18 protein-coding genes are annotated in these 17,381 nt (G+C 60.5%); 17 read left to right on the top strand and 1 reads right to left on the bottom strand.

Annotation, left to right across the window (positions count from 1 at the left end):
* Positions 1-3 precede the first annotated feature (3 nt).
* From rplO to AAAX72_RS01265, 14 genes are all read left to right on the top strand, one after another.
* Positions 4-453: a 50S ribosomal protein L15 gene (gene rplO / locus AAAX72_RS01330; protein WP_006235267.1), complete on the top strand. Its 450-nt coding sequence runs from the start codon at positions 4-6 to the stop codon at positions 451-453.
* Positions 447-1,733, top strand: a complete 1,287-nt coding sequence (gene secY / locus AAAX72_RS01325) for a preprotein translocase subunit SecY (protein WP_022094278.1) — start codon at positions 447-449, stop codon at positions 1,731-1,733. The genes rplO and secY overlap by 7 nt, the downstream gene beginning before the upstream one ends.
* Positions 1,734-1,751: 18 nt before the next feature.
* The gene (locus tag AAAX72_RS01320) at positions 1,752-2,378 is read left to right on the top strand and encodes an adenylate kinase (protein WP_349128691.1); all 627 of its coding nucleotides are present in this window, start codon (positions 1,752-1,754) and stop codon (positions 2,376-2,378) included.
* Positions 2,375-3,163 carry a type I methionyl aminopeptidase gene (gene map / locus AAAX72_RS01315; protein ID WP_329738298.1) on the top strand — a complete coding sequence of 263 codons (789 nt, stop codon included), beginning with the start codon at positions 2,375-2,377 and terminating at the stop codon, positions 3,161-3,163. Before AAAX72_RS01320 ends, map begins: the two co-directional genes overlap by 4 nt.
* Before the next feature lie 104 nt (positions 3,164-3,267).
* Positions 3,268-3,486: a translation initiation factor IF-1 gene (gene infA, locus AAAX72_RS01310; protein WP_035137443.1), complete on the top strand. Its 219-nt coding sequence runs from the start codon at positions 3,268-3,270 to the stop codon at positions 3,484-3,486.
* 150 nt (positions 3,487-3,636) lie between these two features.
* Positions 3,637-3,750, top strand: a complete 114-nt coding sequence (rpmJ, locus tag AAAX72_RS01305; RefSeq protein ID WP_006363204.1) for a 50S ribosomal protein L36 — start codon at positions 3,637-3,639, stop codon at positions 3,748-3,750.
* 14 nt (positions 3,751-3,764) lie between these two features.
* On the top strand, positions 3,765-4,139 hold the full coding sequence (gene rpsM, locus AAAX72_RS01300) for a 30S ribosomal protein S13 (protein ID WP_022094275.1): 375 nt from the start codon (positions 3,765-3,767) through the stop codon (positions 4,137-4,139).
* A gap of 14 nt (positions 4,140-4,153) precedes the next feature.
* Entirely contained in the window at positions 4,154-4,558 is a 405-nt protein-coding gene (rpsK, locus tag AAAX72_RS01295; RefSeq protein WP_006235274.1) for a 30S ribosomal protein S11, read from the top strand.
* 19 nt (positions 4,559-4,577) lie between these two features.
* Positions 4,578-5,174, top strand: coding sequence for a 30S ribosomal protein S4 (gene rpsD / locus AAAX72_RS01290; protein WP_006235275.1), 597 nt, complete (start codon positions 4,578-4,580; stop codon positions 5,172-5,174).
* 32 nt (positions 5,175-5,206) lie between these two features.
* The gene (locus AAAX72_RS01285; protein WP_006235276.1) at positions 5,207-6,148 is read left to right on the top strand and encodes a DNA-directed RNA polymerase subunit alpha; all 942 of its coding nucleotides are present in this window, start codon (positions 5,207-5,209) and stop codon (positions 6,146-6,148) included.
* Between the two features lie 30 nt (positions 6,149-6,178).
* A complete protein-coding gene (rplQ, locus tag AAAX72_RS01280) occupies positions 6,179-6,646 on the top strand; it encodes a 50S ribosomal protein L17 (RefSeq protein WP_055287451.1) in 468 nt (155 codons plus the stop codon).
* Between the two features lie 92 nt (positions 6,647-6,738).
* On the top strand, positions 6,739-7,563 hold the full coding sequence (gene truA / locus AAAX72_RS01275) for a tRNA pseudouridine(38-40) synthase TruA (RefSeq protein WP_349128689.1): 825 nt from the start codon (positions 6,739-6,741) through the stop codon (positions 7,561-7,563).
* Positions 7,564-7,766: 203 nt separating this feature from the next.
* Positions 7,767-8,765: a glycosyltransferase gene (locus AAAX72_RS01270; RefSeq protein ID WP_349128688.1), complete on the top strand. Its 999-nt coding sequence runs from the start codon at positions 7,767-7,769 to the stop codon at positions 8,763-8,765.
* A 132-nt stretch (positions 8,766-8,897) separates the two neighbouring features.
* A complete protein-coding gene (locus AAAX72_RS01265; RefSeq protein WP_006235280.1) occupies positions 8,898-9,335 on the top strand; it encodes an ArgR family transcriptional regulator in 438 nt (145 codons plus the stop codon).
* 188 nt (positions 9,336-9,523) lie between these two features.
* Here AAAX72_RS01265 and AAAX72_RS01260 read toward each other — a convergent pair whose 3' ends face one another.
* Positions 9,524-11,722, bottom strand: a complete 2,199-nt coding sequence (locus AAAX72_RS01260) for a PBP1A family penicillin-binding protein (RefSeq protein ID WP_349128686.1) — start codon at positions 11,720-11,722, stop codon at positions 9,524-9,526.
* A gap of 162 nt (positions 11,723-11,884) precedes the next feature.
* Here AAAX72_RS01260 and AAAX72_RS01255 point away from each other — a divergent pair, with 162 nt between their 5' ends.
* The 3 genes from AAAX72_RS01255 (at position 11,885) to AAAX72_RS01245 (ending at position 17,251) form a co-directional block, all read left to right on the top strand.
* Entirely contained in the window at positions 11,885-13,843 is a 1,959-nt protein-coding gene (locus AAAX72_RS01255; protein ID WP_349128684.1) for a U32 family peptidase, read from the top strand.
* Between the two features lie 96 nt (positions 13,844-13,939).
* Positions 13,940-15,151: a tyrosine--tRNA ligase gene (gene tyrS, locus AAAX72_RS01250; RefSeq protein WP_035137437.1), complete on the top strand. Its 1,212-nt coding sequence runs from the start codon at positions 13,940-13,942 to the stop codon at positions 15,149-15,151.
* Between the two features lie 279 nt (positions 15,152-15,430).
* Complete coding sequence (locus AAAX72_RS01245) at positions 15,431-17,251, top strand: adenine deaminase C-terminal domain-containing protein (protein ID WP_349128682.1); 1,821 nt, start codon at positions 15,431-15,433, stop codon at positions 17,249-17,251.
* The last annotated feature ends 130 nt before the right edge of the window (positions 17,252-17,381 follow it).

Genomic DNA, 17,381 nt, shown 5'->3' with positions numbered 1-17,381 from the left:
CAAATGCAGCTTCACGATCTTACTCCCGCGCCCGGTTCCACCAAGAACCGCAAGCGCGTCGGCCGTGGCAATTCTTCGGGTCACGGCACCACTTCTGGCCGCGGTCAGAAGGGCCAGGGTTCCCGCTCTGGCGGCACCAAGGGTGCCGGCTTCGAGGGTGGCCAGACTCCGCTGGCCATGCGCCTGCCCAAGCTTCCGGGCTTCCGCAACCCCCGTCGTATCGAGTACACCGCTGTTAACGTTGAGCGTCTCGAGCGCAAGTTCGAGGACGGCGCTGTGATCGACGGTGCCGCTCTTAAGGCCGCTCGCATCACCAAGAGCGAGTTCGAGCCCGTCAAGGTGCTCGGCAATGGTGAGCTCACCAAGAAGTTCACGGTCAAGGTCGACAAGGTCAGCGCTTCTGCGCAGGCCAAGATCGAGGCCGCCGGCGGAAAGGTCGAGCTGCCGTGCTAAATGGTCTTAAGAATGCTTTCCGCATCAAAGAATTGCGCGAAAAGATTCTTTTTACCATAGCTATGCTCGTCGTGTACCGCATTGGTGCGCACGTTCCTGTGCCCGGCATTCCCTTCCAGGGGATGCTGGGCCTTTTCTCGACCGATAACAATTCGGTCGCCGCAGGTGCTATGGCCCTCCTGAATCTTTTCTCTGGCGGCGCTTTGAGCTATGTGTCGGTGTTTTCGCTGGGCATCATGCCTTACATCACCAGCTCGATCATCCTCCAGATGCTCCAGGCCGTCGTGCCTTCCCTGCATGAGCTTGCCCGCGAGGGCGAGGTCGGTCAGACCAAGATTACGCAGTATTCGCGTTACCTCACCCTGGCTCTGGCAATCCTCAACTCCGTGGGTTACCTCTTCCTCTTTAAGAGCTTTGGCATCAGCTTCAATGGCGCCGGCGCTCCCGAGATCATCTTCGACCTCATGATCGTCGGTACGCTCACCGCGGGCGCCATGCTGATCATGTGGATTGGTGAGCTCATCACCCAGCGCGGTATCGGCAATGGCATGTCGCTGATCATCTTTGCGAACATCATGGCCGGTCTGCCGCAGGCTATCTTCTCCAGCACCGAGGGCAATGCCGGTGGCATCATCACCATGGTGATCATCTGCGCCATCATCCTGCTGGTTATCCCGCTGATTGTTTTCCTTGAGCGCGGCCAGCGCCGCATCCCGGTCTCCTACGCTAAGCGCGTCGTGGGCCGTCGCATGATGGGTGGCCAGACCACCTACCTGCCCATCAAGGTCAACACCGCGGGTGTCGTGCCGATCATCTTCGCTTCGGCGCTGCTGTACTTCCCGGCTCAGATTGCCGTGTTCTTCCCCGGCATCGGCTGGATCCAGGCAGTTGCCTCTGCGCTTTCGCGCGGCTGGCTCAACTGGGTGCTTAACGTTGTCCTCATCGTGTTTTTCGCGTACTTCTACACGTCCATGGTGTTCAACCCCGATGACACGGCCGACAACCTTAAGAAGCAGGGCGGCTTTATTCCGGGCGTGCGTCCGGGTAGGGCTACCGCGGCCTACATCAAGAACGCGCTCAACAAGATTACGCTTCCCAGCGCTGTCTTTTTGGCGCTCATCGCCATCGTGCCTTCGATCATCTTCTCCTTTACGGGTAACCAGCTAATCCAGGCATTTGGCGGCACGTCCATCCTCATCATGGTCGGCGTCGTGCTCGACACGGTCGATAAGCTCGAAGGCCAGATCAAGATGTATGATTACGATGGATTCTTTAAATAGGCTAGAGGAGGATTGCTCATGAACCTCGTATTGCTCGGAGCTCCGGGTGCCGGTAAGGGTACCGTCGCACAGGAGCTCGTCGCCGAGTTTGGCGTCGCTCACATTTCCACGGGCGACCTGCTGCGTGCTGCCGTCAAGGGTGGCACCGAGCTTGGTATTCAGGCTAAGAAGTACATGGACGCTGGCGAGCTCGTTCCCGATCAGCTCGTGATCGACCTTGTCAAGGAGCGCCTTGCCGCCGATGACGCCCAGCAGGGCTTCATCCTCGACGGCTTCCCGCGCAACACCGCCCAGGCCGTGACGCTTGATTCCGAGCTCTCCGCCATGGGTCGCGAGATCGACTGCGCCCTTCTGGTCGATGTGGCCCCCGAGGTCATTATCGATCGTCTGTCTTCGCGTCGCACCTGCCGCGCCTGCGGTTACACCGGCACCGCTGCCGATGCTACCTGCCCCAAGTGTGGCGGCGAGATGTATCAGCGCGACGACGACAAGCCCGAGACCATCAAGAACCGTCTCGACGTCTACGAGAAGTCCACGAGCCCGCTCGTCGACTACTATCGTGGCCAGGGTCTGCTCAAGTCGATCAACGGTGACCAGGCTCGCGAGACCGTTTACGGGGATGTCAAAGAGGCTCTCGGTCTATGATCAAGATTAAGTCTGCAACGCAAATCGAGCAGATGAAGAAGGCAGGAGCGCTATCTAAGATGGCGCTCCGCCACGTTGGAGCCATGGTGCGCCCCGGCGTTTCGACTTTTGAGCTCGATCAGCTCGCGGAGCAGATTATCCGCATGCATGGCGGCACCCCGGCCTTTAAGGGTTACGGCGGGTTCCCGGGGACCATTTGCGCATCGATCAACGATGCCGTGGTCCACGGTATTCCCAACCCCGACATGATCCTGCGCGATGGCGATATCATTTCCATCGATACGGGAGCCGTTGTCGACGGTTGGGTCGGCGATAACGCTTGGACGTTTTTCGTCGGCACCCCCACGCCCGAAGCCAAGGCTTTGTGCGAGGTTACGCGCGATTGCCTTAAGGCTGCCATCGAGCAGGCTGTTCCCGGTAACCATATCGGGGACGTCGGTTATGCCGTTCAGTCCCTCGCCGAGTCTCACGGTTACGGCGTGCTTCGCGATTATGTGGGCCATGGCATTGGCCGCGTGATGCACGAGGACCCCAATGTTCCTAACTATGGAAAGAAGGGGAGGGGCGTTCGCCTCCAAGCCGGCATGGTCATTGCCATCGAGCCGATGGTTACGATGGGTTCCAACCATGTGAGCACGGGCTCCGACGGTTGGATCGTTACGACCAACGACCACCTGCCCGCCGCGCACTACGAGAACACCGTCGCCATTACCAATGACGGTCCGGTGATTCTCACCACGGATGCCCAAGGTTCTTGGTGTTCGCTCCAAGGCGGAGAAATGTAACAAGTTCCACTTAGTTGTGGAGCCATTACGAAGTTATTACGATGCGTGCATACGTGTTGTAGAATACTCAATCGCTGTCGTTTTCTAGAGAAAGATGATTGCTTGTGAAGAAGGAAGACGCAATTGAGCTCGAGGGTACGGTAAAGGAACCGCTGCCCAATGCCATGTTTAAGGTCGAGCTCGAGAACGGTCATTCGGTTCTGTGCAACATTTCTGGCAAGATCCGAATGAATTACATCCGTATTCTCCCCGGTGACAGGGTTGTCGTGGAGCTTTCCCCGTACGACCTGACCCGCGGCCGCATCACCTATCGCTACAAATAGCGGCACGCATACACGCACTCCATTTCCGACTGCAGGCTTAGCTCAACCTACGGTCGGATTGTGTGTGAAGACCAGCCATAGTTTTAAACGCCTGCGGCTGGGCGAGTAGATAGTAGGGAAGTAGTTTGAGCGCTACCGAAAGGAAGAACGATGAAGGTACGTCCTTCGGTCAAGAAGATGTGCGATAAGTGCAAAATCATTAGGCGCCATGGCAAGGTCCTCGTCATTTGCGAGAACCCCCGTCATAAGCAGCGTCAGGGTTAAGAGAGGAGACTACGTTGGCCCGTATTAATGGTGTCGACCTCCCGCGTGAGAAGCGCGTTGAGATCGGTCTGACCTACATTTACGGCATCGGCCGCACCACTGCGACGAAGATTTGCGTCGAGTGCAACGTTAACGTGGATACGCGCGTTAAGGACCTCACCGAGGATGAGGTTAACGCCATCCGCGATTATATCGATAAGAACCAGATCATGGTTGAGGGCGACCTCCGCCGTGAGCGCAACCAGAACGTCAAGCGCCTTATGGACATCGGCTGCAACCGCGGCCTTCGTCACCGCAAGGGCCTCCCGGTCCGCGGCCAGCGCACCCACACTAACGCTCGTACCCGCAAGGGCCCGAAGCGTCAGATCGGTGCTAAGAAGAAGAAATAAGGAGCGCTAGATAGATGGCTACTGCTAAGAAGAACGTTCGCGCTGCCCGTCTGAAGCGCGCGGACCGTAAGAACATTTCCGTGGGCCAGGCTCACATTCGTTCTACGTTCAACAACACGATCGTTTCGATCACCGATCCCCAGGGCAACGTCATTTCCTGGAAGTCGGCTGGCCAGGTGGGCTTCAAGGGCTCCCGTAAGTCCACGCCGTTCGCTGCCCAGATGGCTGCTGAGGCTGCTGCCAAGCAGGCCATGGAGCACGGTATGAAGAAGGTTTCCGTCTTCGTCAAGGGCCCCGGCTCCGGTCGTGAGACCGCCATCCGCTCCCTCCAGGCTGCTGGCCTCGAGGTCTCGAGCATCCAGGACAAGACCCCCATTCCGCACAACGGCTGCCGCCCCAAGAAGCGTCGCCGCGTGTAACTGAAAGGATCGTATCAATATGGCAATCGACAGGACTCCTGTTCTTAAGCGCTGCCGTCAGCTCGGGATCGATCCCGCTGAGCTCGGTTACAGCAGCAAGAAGGAATCTATCCGTCAGCCCAAGCGCCGTCGCAAGGAATCTGAGTACGGCATGCAGCTGCGCGAGAAGCAGAAGGTCAAGTTCATCTATGGCGTTCTGGAGAAGCAGTTCCACGGCTACTTCAACAAGGCCCGTAAGATGAACGGCGTCACCGGTGAGAACCTCATGATCATCCTTGAGTCTCGCCTCGACAACGTCGTCTTCCGTCTTGGCTTCGCCCGCACCCGCAAAGAGGCTCGTCAGTCCGTCCGTCACGGTCACTTCACCGTGAACGGCAAGCGCGTGGACATCCCGTCCTACCGCGTCAAGGCCGGCGACGTCGTCGCTGTCGGCGAGAAGTTCCGTGACCTCCTCCCCATCAAGGAGGCTCTGATTTCCTCCGAGCGCTTTGAGGTCCCTGGCTGGCTCGAGGTCGATATCGAGAAGCTGTCTGGTAACGTGCTCGCTCTGCCGACGCGTGAGCAGATCAGCGGTGATATCAACGAGCAGCTCATCGTCGAGCTCTACTCTAAGTAGTCCATCCGGGCTGCTGAGGCTGGAGGTAATACATGTCAGAATTCATTAGGCCTCAGGTTCAGGTCGAAGAGATCAACGAGACGTCTGCTCGTGTCTCCGTCGAGCCGCTCGAGCGTGGCTACGGCGATACGCTGGGTAACTCCCTTCGTCGCGTTCTTCTGTCCTCGCTCGAGGGTGCCGCCGTCGAGGCTATTCAGATCGATGGCGCGCAGCACGAGTTCATGACCATCCCTAACATGGTCGAGGATGTCACCGACATCGTCCTGAATGTCAAGGGTCTTGTCTTCAGGGCTCTCGGCACGACCGACGAGGCGACCGCCACCATCTCGGTTGACGGCCCCTGCGAGGTCACCGGTGCGGACTTCTTTATTCCGTCCGAGTTTGAGCTGGTCAACCCCGAGCAGCACATCGCAACGCTCACCGAGGGTGGCCATCTCACCATGAGCATGCGCATCGGCTATGGCCGCGGCTATGTTTCTGGCGAGGCCAACAAGCGCGACAACGATCCCATCGGTGTGATCCACGTCGACTCGCTGTACTCGCCGGTTTCCCGTTGCGCCAAGCTCGTTGAGGCTTGCCGTGTCGGTCAGCACACCGACTACGACCGCCTTGTCCTCGAGATCGAGACCAACGGCTCCATCGCCCCGCGCGACGCCGTGGTCCAGGCTGCCAATATCATCAACCAGCATATGGCCGCCTTTATGAACCTTGCCGAGACCCCCGAGGTCGAGGAGGAGGCTTCGATCTTCGCTCCCGAGGTCACCAACGACAACGCCGAGCTGGACAAGCAGATCGAGGATCTGGACCTTTCCGTCCGTTCCTACAACTGCCTTAAGCGCGCCAGCATTCACTCGGTCCGTCAGCTCGTTGAGTTCTCGGAGAACGATCTGCTCAACATCCGTAACTTCGGTGTTAAGTCGATCGAGGAAGTGAAGGACAAGCTTGAGTCCATGGGCCTGAGCCTGAAGGCTTAATGCTTCGCATATTTGAGGAGAAACTAGACCATGCGTCACAACGTTAAGAAGGGCCTGAAGCTCGGCACCGATGCGAGCCACACCAAGGCCATGAAGAAGAGCCTTGCTAAGGCCCTCTTCGAGAACGACCGCATCAAGACCACCGAGACCCGCGCTAAGGCGCTGCGTTCGGTCGTCGATCCGATCATCACCTGGGCCAAGAAGGGCGACCTGCACTCTCGTCGTCTGGCTATCGCCAAGCTCGGCGATAAGCAGCTCGTTGCCGAGATCTTCGACAAGGCTGCCCAGGGTATGTGGCAGGACCGCAACGGCGGTTACACCCGCATCATGAAGCTCGGTAACCGTAAGGGCGACAATGCTCCCATCGTTATCATGGAGCTCGTCACCGAGCCTTGCACGCCTAAGGCCAAGAAGGCTGCTCCGGCCCCCAAGAAGGCCGCTGCTCCCAAGAAGGTCGAGGCTGCCGAGGAGGCTCCTGCTGAGGAGACCGCTGAGTAGACAATCCGTCTGCATAGGCTATATTCGAGGGGTACGTTCGCGTACCCCTCTTTTTTTGTCGAAATGCCATTGCCTGTTTGTTGGGAGCGCCCATGACCGCGCCGTCTGATTTCAATTCGATTCCTGAGCTCGATGCCACGCTCGTTTTCCGCGTGGCCTACGATGGCTCGTCCTATAGCGGCTTTGCCGAGCAGCCTGGCCAGACGACGGTTGCGGGCGAGCTGCGCCGCGCTATCGAGACGCTCCTGCGCCGTCCGATCGACCTGACGTGCGCAGGGCGCACCGATGCCGGCGTGCATGCGGTGGCGCAGTACATTAGTGTGCCCGTAACGGACGCTGAGCTTGTCCTGACGCGCCGTAGGTGGCTGAGGGCCATGGATGCCCTGCTGCCCAAAGATATCGCCATAAACGAGGTCTACAGGGCCCGTAAAGGCTTTTCTGCACGTTTTGACGCGCGTTCCCGTACGTATACGTACCGTATTGCCGATCGAGATGCGCGCCCCGTGCTGTCCCGCGGTGCCGTGTGGTGGCATCGCTATCCCTTGGATGCTGAGGCTATGTCTGCTGCCTGCCCCGCGCTGCTGGGCGAGCAGGACTTTAAAAGCTTTTGCAAGGTTGCCTCGGCCGTTGGCAAGCCCACGCATCGCTGCGTGATGCGTGCCGAGTTTGGCCATGAGGTTGCGTTTGGCGAGGACATCCTGACGTTTACCATCGAGGGCAATGCGTTTCTGCATTCGATGGTCCGCACGATCGTGGGCACGCTTGTCGAGATTGGCATGCATCGCCGTGAACCCGAGTGGATGCGCGAGGTCATCGATGCTTGCGACCGTATCGCTGCGGGCCCCACGGCTCCTGCCTGCGGCCTTACGTTTATGGGCGTGGATTACGATCCCGCCGAGCTTGTCGTGCTCGACTAGGGGAGGGCTTGACGCGTCGTGCGTCGGCACCTGTCATCTGTGGGCTGCGCGTGTGCAACATCTGTTCTTGGCGTGCAATACAACCGGTGTCTCATTGCTTTTATTGCCGGGGTGTACCATGAACCACGGTTTGATTCATTGCTGTCGAGAGGACGGATAACTTGGTTCGACGTGGCTCGCATCCGCGACTTTCGGTGATCCTTGTGGTAGAAGGTTCGCCCAGCTATGCGATGCGTGCGCTCGAGAGTATCCAGAACCAAGACCTCTACGATTTGCAGATTGTCGTTGTCTGCCGCGATGCTGCGCCCGGTGTGCGCCATTCGCTTCAAGTTGCTGCCGACAGGGACATCCATATTGATTTGATTGACGTCGAGGACTCGAAGCGCGGTGCTTGTCTTCGTGCCGGTTTTGCTGCCTCGCGTGGCTCTCAAATCATCGCCATGAACGCCGATGAGTGGTTTGCTCCGCAGGCCCTTTCCAAGATGGTCGATATCGCGTGCGATACTGCGGCAGACATTGTGCTCCCCTCGGTGTCGCTCGACCGCTATGATGCACATCGAGAGCGCCATTCGCGCGTCTTGGATGCTGCTCATATTTCCATTGATAGCAAATCTTCGATGGTGGCCGGGCTGCCTCAGTTGATTTTAGGCGGCCTAGTCGCTCAGACCTCTGGCGTGATGTATAGCCGTCCGCTGTTTGAGGCATGCCTGTCGCGCGGCAAGGCGTACCGTACGGTTGAGTTTATGGCTTATGCGCTCTCGCAGGCACGATTCGTGTCCGGCTGCGGCGACGCTTGTTTCCACGCGGTGGCACCTAAGCTTACAGATGCCTTTGATCCCACCATGTATGCCAGGATATCCGATGACACTCGAGCGCTCGACGAGCTTGCGGACTCACTCTCGGAAGCAGATAGCGGTGGTCGGCTCAAGCTGGCAAGCCAAAAGTTCTACTTTGCCGGACTGGTCGCCTGCATCGAGAATTTGTGCCTGAGCCCGCATGGGTTGTCGTCAATCGAGCGTTCCGCCCGCATGCGTGATATGCTCGATGCGCCTCGAACCCGTCAGATGGTCGCCGCGCTCAAGGACAACCATCGGGGACTGGGTCTGTTGTTTGGGCCGATTGCCAGCGCCAAGCCCGCGCGCTGCGTGATGTGTACGCATCTGGCAGCTTTTCTTAACCGGACGGGCGCAAAAACCGCCTAAACGGCTCATTACGAAACAAACTTGCATAGAATTGTTTCGAAATGCGTTCTTATACACAAAAGCCTTCAAATAGCGTTAAACTATTCAATCACTGATTGATTGTCTCCGCCATCTTTTGGAGAGAGGGTTTGTATGGCTAAAAAACGCAATGGGCGCCAGGATGCCATTAGAGATATTGTGCGCAATAAGGACGTCCGCACGCAGCGCGTGCTGGTCGATGAGCTCCGCGCTATGGGCTTTGATTGCACGCAGGCGACTGTCTCTCGCGATATTGCCGATATGGGGCTGCGTAAGCTCCCTGAGGGCATCTATGTTCTGGCAGAGGACCTGCACCTGCAGCGTATGGTTTCCGAGCTCGTTACGGGCGTTCTGCGTACCGATAATCTGGTTATGATCAAGGCTCAGCCTGGCACGGCTTCCGGCATCGCCGCCGCCGTTGATGCGGCAGAGTTGCCCGATGTGCTTGGCTCGCTTGCCGGCAACGATACGATTTTGGTCATTGCCCAGACGGCCGAGGACGGCGAGCGTCTCGAGGCGCTGATCAATAAGCTGAGCAATTCTCGCAAGTAGGCGTGCGGGTCGTGCGCTCGGCTCTGTGCGCGCTGACATCGTGGCTTGTAAGGGGTATCGACATTGGTCGGTACCCCCTTTTTTGTTTGCCGGTATAAAGACCGCCCACCAGGTCGCTTCAAACTAAAAGGCCCCCGAGCAGTTCAATAGGCTGCTCGGGGGCCTTGTTGCTTATGGCCGGATGATTTCTAGCCGACCGTATCGTCAGGCGTGGGCGAGGGATCGGGAGTGGGCGTAGGCGTAGGCGTGCCGCCATCGCCGCCGGTCGAACCACCAGTGGAGCCGCCCGTCGAGCCACCGGTCGTACCGGTGCCGCCGGTGGTGTCGCCGCCCGTGGTCTCGGTGGTTGTGGTCGTCGTGGTAGTCGTTGTGGTGGTTTCCTCTTCGTCCTCGTTCTCGTCCTTGTCCTTGTCGTCGTTCTCCGTCTTCTTGGTGTTGTTGGTGCCGTAGAACTTCCAGACGCTATTGTTCTTATAGGTGGGCGCCGTTCCGGTCGCAAACTCCTCGCGCTCGGTACCGGTCAGAACGGTGTTCATAAACCGTTTGAAGACAGGCAGGTTGGTGCTGTCGCCCAGCAGGTCCGTGCCGTATTTTTGGATGGGGATCTCGCCCGCGGAATAGCCGGTCCACAGGGCGCACGCCAGCTGCGGGGTATAGCCGCAGAACCACAGGTTGGTGGTGTTGTCGGTGGTGCCCGTTTTGCCGGCATAGGGCTGGTTGACGCTCAGGGCGCCAGCAGCACCCGTACCGCTTCCCTGCATGACGCCGGACAGAACATCGGTGACCGCGGCGGCCTCGCCCTCGGTAAGCACCTGTGAGGGATTGTCGGTGTGCTGGTACAGCACCGAACCGGTACGAGAGTCAATCTCGGTGATGGCGATCGGCTGGCGATAGTAGCCGCCGTTGGCAAACGTCGCGTAGGCGGCGGCCATCTCGAGCGGCGAGATCGAGCCGGTGCCGAGGGTCATGACGGGAACGTCCTCGATGTTGTCCTTGGCGGGATCGATGCCGAGCTTTTTGACGAGCGAGATGATCTTGCTGTTGCCGACGGCTTCCGCCACCTGGATGTAGCCGGTGTTGGAGGAGTATGCCGTCGCCTGCTTAAGCGTGATGTTGCCATAGCTATGGTTGGCGTAGTTTTGGACCTCGGTCGTGGTGCCCTTGGCCTTGAGCGGCGAGTTGCAGTTGAGGGTGACGTTGGGGTTCATGCCGTTTTGGATGGCAGTTGCCAGCGTAAAGGCCTTAAAGGTGGAGCCGACGGGACGCTTGGCCGTGGCATGGTTTACGTGGTTCTCGTCGGCGTTGTAGTCATAGCCGCCCACCATGCACTTGATGTAGCCGGTCTTGGGGTCGACGACAACCATGCCCATGTCCAGGCCGTCGAGTGAGAGCGTGTCGAGCTGCTCGCGGACGGCATTCTCCGCCACCTGCTGCATCGTGGGGTCGATGGTGGTCTTGACGGTCAGGCCGCCCTTAAAGAGCACGTCGGTCGAGAACTCCTGCTCCAGCAGCTGCTTAACATAGGCGACAAAGTAGGGCTGCGAGTATACGTCGACGCCGCTGCCCGAAATCTCGGTCACGTTGAGGGTGATGGGCTCGGCCTGTGCGGCATCGTGCTCCTCCTGGGTGATGTGGCCCAGGCGCAGCATGTTGTCGAGAACCTTGTTGCGGCGAGACAGTGCCAGGTCGGGGTTGACCGTAGGGTCGTACTGCGAGGGCGAGTTGGGAAGGCCGATGAGCAGCGCGGCCTCGCTCAGGGTGAGGTCGGCGGCGCTCTTGGACAGATAGGTCTCGGCGGCGGCCTCAATACCGTAGGCGCCGTGACCGTAGTAGATGGTGTTGAGGTACATCATGAGGATCTCGTCTTTGGAGTACATGTCCTCCATCTTGATGGCGATGTAGGCCTCGCGCACCTTACGCTCGATGGTCGAGTCGAACTGCTCCTCCTGCAGGATGGTGTTGCGCACCAGCTGCTGGGTGATAGTCGAGGCGCCTTCGTGCCCGCCGCCGAGGGTTGCCACCGCAGCACGCGCGATACCCCACAGGTCGATACCGCCGTGCTCGTAGAAGCGCTCGTCCTCGACGTCAACGGTGCCCTGCAGCACGTAGGGGGAGACCTCGTCCTTGGTGATGGACTTACGGTTTTGCGTGTAGAAGCTCGCGATCTTGTTGCCGTTGCAGTCGACGATCTCGGTGGGCTCGCTCACCAGATACGCGTTGGCGTCGGTGTAGTCGGGCAGATCGGACAGCCAGCGGTTGACGTTGCCGACCATGCCGATGCCAAACGCGACGCCCGCGATAAGCAAAAAGCCCAAAAACGAGAGCAGGATTATGGGCAGGGCATGCGTCTTTGAACGGCTGCGTCCCTGTCGTTGGCGAGGACCCATATATTGACCTCCAGGTATGTCGTGCCGGACGGCGGATGTGCCGTCGGGGCAGGATGGACATAAGTTATTACACGATAAACCAAACGGGGCGCGCGAGGCCTCGTGTATGCTGGAAGACGGCATTTTTCAGAGTGAATGCATACCTTGGTAAGGAGTTTGCCGATGGCGATTCGGGCGATGGGGCCGAGCGGACAATACGAGACTGGATTGGATGCTGCCGGTGCGGCGCTGCCCGAGCTGCTGGCGCCGGCGGGCGGACTCGACCAGATGCTTGCGGCCATTGCCGCGGGTGCCGATGCCATCTATGCGGGGTTGGGCGGCTTTAACGCCCGCGTGAGCGCGCATGGCTTTACGGATGACGAGTTTGCGCGCGGCTGCGCCGTGGCGCATGCCCATGGCGTGCGCGTGTACGTGACGCTCAACGTGTTCGTGTTTGACGATGAGCTGTCCGATGCGGTGGCGTTGGGAGCTCATGCACTGGAGCTGGGCGCCGATGCTCTGATTGTTGCCGATGCCGGGTTGGCCTGCGCGCTGCGCGCGGCGATTCCCGGGGTCGAGATTCACCTGTCCACGCAGGCGGGCGCTCATAGCGAGGGTGCCGTGCAGTTGGCTGCCAAGGAGTTGGGAGTTGAGCGCGTGACGACGGCACGCGAGCTGGCGGTCGACGAGATTGCGGCGCTATGTGCCACGGGCGTGCCCATCGAGGTATTCTGCCACGGTGCGATTTGCATCGGCTATTCGGGGGCGTGCGAGTTCTCGGCCCTGCGGCGTGGGCGCTCGGCGATGCGCGGCGACTGCACGCAGCCGTGCCGTCTGGCGTACGACCTGGTGGACGAGGCGGGGCAGAGCGTTGTCGCCGTCGAAGGGGATCGCCTGTTGTGCCCGCGCGACTATCTGGGTATTGCGCATCTGCCCGAGCTTGTAGATGTCGGCGTGGCGTCGCTCAAGATCGAGGGGCGCATGAAGAACCCCGACTATGTATTCAACGTGGTGCGGGTGTGGCGCCGGGCACTCGATATGCTGTGCGACGGCGCGTGGGATCCCGGTGCCGTGGAAGGGCTTGAGCGCGAGCTGGGAAGGTCGTTTAACCGTGGGTTTACCGATGCGTACCTGCGAGGGCGTTCGGGTGCCGAGCTGATGAGCTTTGAACGCGCGATCAACCAGGGCGTGCGTGTGGGCCGTTTGGTTGCCGTGGGACACGAGGAAGTGACCGTCGAGCTCGATGCCGCCGTGGCGGCGGGCGATACGCTCGAGATCAGGTTTTACCCGGGCGCCGACGCTCGGCCCGATGTACCTAAACGCTGGCCGCAAGTTCCCTGCCCGGTGGATGCCGCGGCGGGGGAGCGCATCGTTGTCCATTGCAAGCGTAAGGTCGATGCGGGCTGCGAAGTGTATCTGATTCGCAGCGCTGGTGTGCTTGAGCAAACGGCGGCGGCGCTGGAGTGCATGCGGGCCGAGGCCGATGCGGTCGTGCTTGCGAAACGCGCTGTCGAGACGCTGCCGTTTGCGGGCGTTCTGATGGATAGCGGCACGCAGCCGGAAGAGTCGGCAGAGTCTGCCGCCGCTCGCTTGGTCTTTGCCTGGCAGCTGATGGACCAGGACCCGCACGACGAGCTCGACCTGTCCGATGCGACTGTTGTGCTCGACGAGGTCTGCCGTGTGGGCGATATCGAGCGGACTCGGTCGCTCATGCAGCGTGCCGGGCGCGTCGTCTGCCGCAACCTGGGACAGGTGGTGATCGCTCGCGAGCTGGGCGTGACGTTTGACGTGGCGGCGCCGGTGTTCTGCGCGAATCGGGCCACGCTTACCTGGCTGCGCGGACTCGGTGCGGGGCGGGTGTGCTTGCCGGCGGAGTTGCTCGGCAATGATGCGGAGCGTATTGCCGAACTGGCCGCTGAACCCGGCGTCTTGGGTCCGGTCGACGCCGACCGTCCCGAGCTTATGGTGTGCGAGCACTGCCTGCTGACCGCCGAGGGCGTCTGCGCCACCGATGCGACGGGACAGGTTCGTTGCCGCGACTGCTTGCGTCGTCGGCAGGTACGCTATCTGGTCGAGCGTGACGGTACACGTCTGCCAGTTGCCATTGACGCATGCGGCAGGACGAGGATTTTCCTGTCGTAGGTGCTGCGTCGCGTCAGTTTGTTATCATAAGAGAGTTTATGGACTTCCAGCACCGCCGTTTTCGGCGAGGGTGCTATAGCAAAAGGAGGATACCCAATGCTGTCTGTTGACGAGCAAATGCGTATCATCACCTCGGGCGCCGCGCAGATCGTTCCCGAGGCCGACCTTCGCAAGAAGCTTGAGAAGGGCGAGCCCCTCAACATCAAGCTCGGCGTCGACCCCACCAGCCCCGACCTGCACCTGGGCCACGCCGTGCCGCTGCGCAAGATGCGTCAGTTCCAGGACCTGGGCCACAACGTCACCCTCATCATCGGCAACGGTACCGCGTTGATTGGCGACCCTTCGGGCAAGAATTCCACCCGTCCGCAGCTTTCGCAGGAGCAGATCGAGGCCAATGCCGAGACCTACGTGAGCCAGGCCATGAAGATCCTGGATCCCGAGAAGACCACCATCGTGCACAACGGTGACTGGATCTTGTCGATGGATCTGGCCGGTCTGCTGCAGGTGTGCTCCAAGTTCACCGTCGCCCGCATTCTTGAGCGCGATGACTTTACCAAGCGCTACCAGTCTCAGACGCCGATCGCCCTGCACGAGTTCCTGTACCCCGTGATGCAGGCCTTTGACTCCGTGCAGATCAAGGCCGACGTGGAGATGGGCGGCACCGATCAGCTCTTCAACCTGCTCGCCGGCCGTGAGCTTATGGAGAAGATGGGCATGGAGCCGCAGATTGCGCTCACCATGCCGCTGCTCGAGGGTACCGACGGCGTGCGCAAGATGTCCAAGTCCTATGGCAACTACATCGGCCTGACCGACGCTCCCAAGGATATGTTCGGCAAGACCATGTCCATCCCCGACGAGATGATTGGCAAGTACTACCGCCTGGCGAGCTCGCTCACCCCGGCGGAGGTCGACAAGATCGACGCCGCCCTGGCCGACGGCTCTGCCGATCCCTATGAGCTCAAGCGCGCTCTGGGTCGCGACCTGTGCGACACCTACCACGGCGCCGGTGCCGGCGACGAGGCTCAGGCTGAGTTCGACCGCGTGTTCAAGGAGGGCCAGCTCGCCGACTTCCCCGAGAAGCACGTTGAGCTGACTGTTAACGACGAGGGCCAGATCTACCTCGCCGGCCTGCTCAAGGACTTGGGTCTTTCGGCGAGCGCCGGCCAGGCTCGTCGCGATATCGACGGCGGCGGCGTCAAAATCAACGGCAAGGCCGTGGCTCCCAAGAGCTACAACATCGACCCCAGCGCCCTCAAGCTGGGCGACACCCTCTCCGTGGGCAAGCGCAAGGGCTTTAAATTGGTCTAGCAAGTAGGTCAACCTAACATGTGCAATAGGGCCGCAGCCGGGGTTCCCGACTGCGGCCTTTTGAGTTGCGGTGAAATAGTTCCTAAAAATGCCATACGGGCGCCCAGGCAGGAACTATTCCACCGCAACTTTTTTCTCCGTCCCCAAGGGATCATTTGGCGGTGCCGTTAAGCGGAGATGTGTGCCGCCGCTCCTTCTTTTGGGCATACAATTGCTATTGGCTTGCTGCGGTGAAGGCTCGTCCGCTCCGCAGTTATTTCTACAGTTAAAGGAGTATGTATGTCCGTTGAGGTCATGAGGTCTGTGATCGATGCAGCCGAGGGTCGCGTGCCCGTCGACACGCTGTTTACCAATGCACAGATTGTCGACGTATATGGCCAGCGCGTGGCGCCCGGTAGCGTTGCCGTCAAGGATGGCGTAATCGTCGGCGTGCTCTACGACGATCGCGACGATGCCGCCGGTACCTACGAGGCTGCCGAGGTTATCGACTGCCAGGGTCGCTATCTCGCCCCCGGTTTTATCGACGGACATCTGCACATTGAGTCCTCGAACATCCGTCCCGCCGAGTATGCGCGCATGGCGGCGACGCGCGGTACCACCACTGCCATTGCCGACAGCCACGAGATCGCCAACGTAGCGGGGCTCGACGGCCTGCGCTTTATGATCGAGGACGGTCGCCGCGCGCCCATTTCCATCAAATACATGATGCCCTCGTGCGTGCCCGCGCTGCCCGATGAGCAAGCGGGCGCTGTGATTACCGCCGCTGACATGCAGGCGTTTTTTGCTGAGCATCCGGGCGACGTCTTTGGTCTGGGCGAGATGATGAACCTGCCGGGTGTCTTTATGGCCGACCCCGAGACCTGTGCTCGCATCGATGCTGCCAACCAGACGCCGTCCAAGCAGGTTGACGGCCACGCGCCGCTCGTTGCCGGTAAGGACCTCAACGCCTATGCCGCAGCGGGTATTATCGCCGACCACGAGTCGACGATTCCCGAGGAGGCACTCGACAAGCTATCTCGCGGCATGTATGTGATGCTGCGTGAAGGTACGTGCAGCCATGACCTGGCCAATCTATCGCCGATGCTGCTGGAGAATCCCGCGCGCGCCCGCCGCTGCTGCTTTGCGACCGACGACCGTGCTCCCTCCGATGCTCTTTCGACCGGCATGATCGACAATGCCTGCCGCGTGGCCATCGAGGTCGGCGTCGACCCGGTGGTCGCCATCTCCATGGCGTCCCTTTCCACGGCTGAGGCATTTGGCCTGGACCACGGCTGCCGCGACCCGCACGAGCTCCGCGGCGCAATCGCCCCGGGCAAGCGCGCCGACCTGCTGTTGCTTGATGACCTGACGTTTGCTACGGCTCCGTATCGCGTATATGCCGCCGGTGCTCTGGTGGCGCAGGACGGCACCTTTGTGGGCGAGATCGCGCCCGAGATGGCCGAGGTTGCGGCCCTTGCCGATGAGCTGCGTGCTTCCGTTAAGCTGCCGAAGCTATCGCTCGACGTGTTCGACTATGCCTTTAAGCCGGGCGAGGCCGTGATCGACGTGGTGCCGGGCAAGGCCATCACGGGTATGGCTCGCCCCGAGAACGCCGAGGGCCTGCGCCGCATTATGCTGATCGAACGTCACGGCCGCGGCGTGTCGCTGCAAGCCGAGGGCGCCGATGGCGATGGTCCCGCCGGCATGGGGCTTGTCGGCAAGCATATCGGCCGCGGCTGGGTGCGCGGCTTTACCATCACAGGCGGCGCTATCGCCTCGACGATTGGCCACGACTCGCACAACGTGTGCGTGGTGGGCGACAACGCGGCCGATATGATGGCTGCCGTCGAGGCTGTTGGCCAGGGCGGCCACGTGTTGGTGCGCAACGGCGAGGTCGTGGCGCGTATTCCGCTGGCGCTTGGTGGTCTGATGAGCGAGGGCACGGCCGAGGATGTCGCCACGCAGCACGACGACTTTATGGTCAAGGCGCGCGCCATGGGTATTGAGTCGCCGCTCGATCCCATCATGGGCATCATCTTCCTGCCCCTGCCGGTGATCCCGACGCTCCGCATCCGCCCCGAGGGCATGTTCGACGTCACCACCTTCACCTACGCCGACTAGTCATTGGGTGTTCCTATAGTTTTGTCAACCGTCGGGGCTACTCCCGGTAGGGCACCCGGTCGCGCATCACGGCGTATATCGCCCTGAGCCGCTTCCTCGCGACGGCCTTGAGCGCCCGCCCGTGCCCCAT

This window comes from Collinsella sp. CLA-ER-H8, assembly GCF_040092335.1.
In the GTDB taxonomy this organism is placed as follows: Bacteria; Actinomycetota; Coriobacteriia; order Coriobacteriales; family Coriobacteriaceae; genus Collinsella.
The sequence above is the reverse complement of the archived record's forward strand: the minus strand, read 5'-3'. Positions and strand labels throughout refer to the sequence as shown.

Excerpts from the sequence above, each read along its gene's own strand:
- rplO (WP_006235267.1), top strand. The coding sequence starts at position 4 with ATGCAGCTTCACGATCTTACTCCCGCGCCCGGTTCCACCAAGAACCGC.
- AAAX72_RS01320 (WP_349128691.1), top strand. The coding sequence starts at position 1,752 with ATGAACCTCGTATTGCTCGGAGCTCCGGGTGCCGGTAAGGGTACCGTC.
- map (WP_329738298.1), top strand. The coding sequence starts at position 2,375 with ATGATCAAGATTAAGTCTGCAACGCAAATCGAGCAGATGAAGAAGGCA.
- rpmJ (WP_006363204.1), top strand. The coding sequence starts at position 3,637 with ATGAAGGTACGTCCTTCGGTCAAGAAGATGTGCGATAAGTGCAAAATC.
- rpsK (WP_006235274.1), top strand. The coding sequence starts at position 4,154 with ATGGCTACTGCTAAGAAGAACGTTCGCGCTGCCCGTCTGAAGCGCGCG.
- rpsD (WP_006235275.1), top strand. The coding sequence starts at position 4,578 with ATGGCAATCGACAGGACTCCTGTTCTTAAGCGCTGCCGTCAGCTCGGG.
- AAAX72_RS01285 (WP_006235276.1), top strand. The coding sequence starts at position 5,207 with ATGTCAGAATTCATTAGGCCTCAGGTTCAGGTCGAAGAGATCAACGAG.
- rplQ (WP_055287451.1), top strand. The coding sequence starts at position 6,179 with ATGCGTCACAACGTTAAGAAGGGCCTGAAGCTCGGCACCGATGCGAGC.
- truA (WP_349128689.1), top strand. The coding sequence starts at position 6,739 with ATGACCGCGCCGTCTGATTTCAATTCGATTCCTGAGCTCGATGCCACG.
- AAAX72_RS01265 (WP_006235280.1), top strand. The coding sequence starts at position 8,898 with ATGGCTAAAAAACGCAATGGGCGCCAGGATGCCATTAGAGATATTGTG.
- AAAX72_RS01260 (WP_349128686.1), bottom strand. The coding sequence starts at position 11,722 with ATGGGTCCTCGCCAACGACAGGGACGCAGCCGTTCAAAGACGCATGCC.
- AAAX72_RS01255 (WP_349128684.1), top strand. The coding sequence starts at position 11,885 with ATGGCGATTCGGGCGATGGGGCCGAGCGGACAATACGAGACTGGATTG.
- tyrS (WP_035137437.1), top strand. The coding sequence starts at position 13,940 with ATGCTGTCTGTTGACGAGCAAATGCGTATCATCACCTCGGGCGCCGCG.
- AAAX72_RS01245 (WP_349128682.1), top strand. The coding sequence starts at position 15,431 with ATGTCCGTTGAGGTCATGAGGTCTGTGATCGATGCAGCCGAGGGTCGC.